The sequence below is a fragment of the Peribacillus sp. genome, assembly GCF_059453735.1.
On record NZ_JAZVJO010000011.1, the window covers coordinates 1 to 2,926 of the forward strand.

The window sequence follows — 2,926 nt, forward strand, 5'->3', positions numbered from 1 at the left end:
CTTGAAGAACTTCCTTCCCCCATCCATCCTTTGTATAATCGATCAGCACATCTGCCCCCATGCTCTTTGCCAGCTGAAGTTTCTCATGAGAACTTGCCGTAGCAATCACTTTACCTGCTCCAAATAGTTTTGCCAGCTGAATGGCAAGGGTTCCAACTCCGCCTGCTGCTGCATGAATTAATACCGTTTCACCGGGCATAATTCGTCCCATCGTTTTTAAAATATGGTAGGCACTTAAGCCTTGTAAAGGCAAGGCCACCGCTTGATAGAAATCAGTGGAGTCTGGCAATTCCATAACCATTTCTTCATTAGCCAGAGCATAGTCCGCATATCCTCCTGATTCAATTAAGCTGACAACTCTCGCGCCTGGCTGAATCATCGTGACCTTGTCACCGACTTCCGTTACAATTCCTGCAATTTCTGCTCCAGGAATAAACGGCAGTTCTGTTGGTACAACATATTGCCCCTGACGTCTGGCCGTGTCTGCATAATTTACACCGACTGTTTGAACAGAAATAAGCACCTCATGGTCAGCTGGCTTTGGCTTTTCAATATCAATATATTCCAAAACTTCCGGACCACCATATTTACTAAATTGAATCGCTTTCATAGTTACACACTCCTATTCTTAAATATGGAGAGTTAAGATTTCGCTCCACTTACCGAGCCTCTGTCTTTATTCACTTCACCGAAGCTCTTTTCCAGTGCCTGTTTCTATAAGCGATCAGACAACCGCACACTCGACGTATTCGTAATGATTCCCTTAATGAGTTTTGGCGCCAAATCAACACTCCCCATCTCAGCTGCAAAAGACAATATTTCACTATTGTGTTTAGCTAATAGCTGGCCGATTTTTGACGATTGTAACGCATGTTTTGCATCACCCTGCCAACCACGATAAAAAGACAGTGCGGACAGTGCAGCATCAGAAAGTTCAAGGCTAACGGATGTCTGCTCGAGCAGACAGGAGACAAAATGACCAGCTCCATAAAAATCTTCAAGGCTTACCTCTCCAGCATTGCCTGAACAGACAATAACAATTGTTCGTTCAGCGTCTTCTTTCAAGGTCGTTTGGGCAACGAATAAATTATTTAACAAAGATGAAATATAGACTTTCCAAGCGCTATTCCCTTTTCTAAGTGCGATCGTCCCATTTGTCGTGGAAAGAACTAACGTCTTTCCCGTAATCTGTTTATTGAGCTCGAGCGGATTAGGATACATAAATCCTTCCAGTGGTTTTGCATCCAGTTCACCCGCTAGAATACAGCTGTCGGCTGGAAATTGCTGAGATATCCTCAATCCTTCCTCTGCATCTAGGACTGGAATAACCTGTTTTGCTCCATTATTCAGCGCGCTAACAATCGAAGTGGTTGCTAAAAGAATATCAAGGACTACCACCACCTTATTACAAGCAATTTTTTCTGCATCAATGTCTTCTTTTTTCATTAACACATGTACCTTTCTGCCTGCCATATCACAGCTCCTTTTCGGTGATAGATAACCCATGAATCATCAAGCTTTTTACATATTCATTAAGCGAAGCAAATCGAGGATCATCGGTTTGCCCCAATTTATATCGATAATAAATTTGCTGACAGATTCCTGCTAACTTAAAGAAAGCAAAGGCTAGATAAAAATCGATATGTGATACATCCCTGCCGCTTTTTCTTGCATACAAGTCAATAAATTCTCTGCGGTCGATAAAACCAGCCATCATCGTAACCGACCTACCGGGTCCACTCTGAATGATTGCAGGATCATGTTTACTTATCCAGTATCCGAGAGCGACTCCCAAATCAGCAAGAGGGTCACCAATGGTCGCCATTTCCCAATCAAAGAGTCCTTCCATACTGGTAAAAGTTTCGTTAAACATCATATTATTTAATTTATAATCATAATGAATCACTGCATATTCATGCTGCTTGGGAATGTTCGCTGCAAGCCACCTAGCCAGTGGCACTACGGCAGGATTTTCATCCGTTTTTGCCCGTTCATAGCGACTAATCCAACCGTGTACCTGGCGTTCCATAAAACCCTCAGGTTTGGAGATTTCAAGCAACGAAGTTTGTTGATATGGAATGGCATGTAGCTCTGCTAATTTGGATACCATAATTTCCGAAATTCGTTTATTAATGACGGGGTTGGGCTCAATACCCTTAGGGAATTTCCCATCTATCACTATGCCCTTTTTTCTTTCCATTAAGAAAAATGGACTACCTATAATGGATTCATCATTCGAGAAGAGTATTGGTTTAGGAGCTGGCGAAAAAAAGGGATGAAGGCTCGATATAATCTTGTATTCTCTTTCCATATCGTGTGCCTTTGGAGCGACTGGTCCGTGCGGCGGCCTTCTTAATACAGCTTCCCAATCACCAATTTTGAGTTGATACGTCAAATTCGAGTGTCCCGCTGGAAATTGCTGAACCTCGAGTGCATCATCAGGCAAACTAAGTTGTTTTCTTAGAAACATTTCTAACGCTTGATACGGAAGCTCTTCTCCCGAACGTACAGCGATCGTATCAAAAGTAAGCGGATGCTGCATGAATACCCTCCTCCTCTACTATCCATTGAACTACTTATCTTACGACTAATTTGTTATCCAGATTTTCTCTTAACGTTTGCGATAGTATGATACTTTTTTGTTCTCTGAAATCAAAATTCACCAACACGGATTTACTGCTGCTAATAAGCTGATTTGTTTGCGAGCAGACTATCTCTTGTTCCAATTCAAAGCTTTTAGTGCCAATTTTGGTCACATATGTTTTTACTGTTAATAGTTGATTAAAATATGCTTGATTAATAAAATCACATTTAATTGAAGCAAGAATAAAGGACCAGTCTCCTGCATCGAGCCCCACACGGAGCGTTTCAAAAAATTTAATCCTAGCTTCCTCTAAGTAAATAAAATAAAGTCGGAGGCCAAGCG

Annotated in this window: 4 protein-coding genes; all 4 read right to left on the reverse strand. The window is 41.7% G+C overall.

What is annotated here, in order from left to right; translation table 11 throughout:
- Positions 1-610, reverse strand: a 610-nt coding sequence (locus AC52RT_RS00445) for a quinone oxidoreductase family protein (protein ID WP_495538931.1), incomplete at its 3' end; no start/stop codon positions are given.
- Between the two features lie 104 nt (positions 611-714).
- The gene (locus tag AC52RT_RS00450) at positions 715-1,473 is read right to left on the reverse strand and encodes a 2-phosphosulfolactate phosphatase (protein WP_495538932.1); all 759 of its coding nucleotides are present in this window, start codon (positions 1,471-1,473) and stop codon (positions 715-717) included.
- Between the two features lies 1 nt (position 1,474).
- Positions 1,475-2,542 (reverse strand): phosphotransferase family protein, encoded by a 1,068-nt coding sequence (locus AC52RT_RS00455; RefSeq protein WP_495538933.1) that lies wholly within the window; start codon positions 2,540-2,542, stop codon positions 1,475-1,477.
- A 34-nt stretch (positions 2,543-2,576) separates the two neighbouring features.
- Positions 2,577-2,926: acyl-CoA thioesterase (locus AC52RT_RS00460; RefSeq protein ID WP_495538934.1), on the reverse strand; the 350-nt coding region annotated here is incomplete at its 5' end.

Coding starts and splice junctions, on each gene's coding strand:
- AC52RT_RS00455 (WP_495538933.1), bottom strand. CDS start 2,542: ATGCAGCATCCGCTTACTTTTGATACGATCGCTGTACGTTCGGGAGAA.
- AC52RT_RS00450 (WP_495538932.1), bottom strand. CDS start 1,473: ATGGCAGGCAGAAAGGTACATGTGTTAATGAAAAAAGAAGACATTGAT.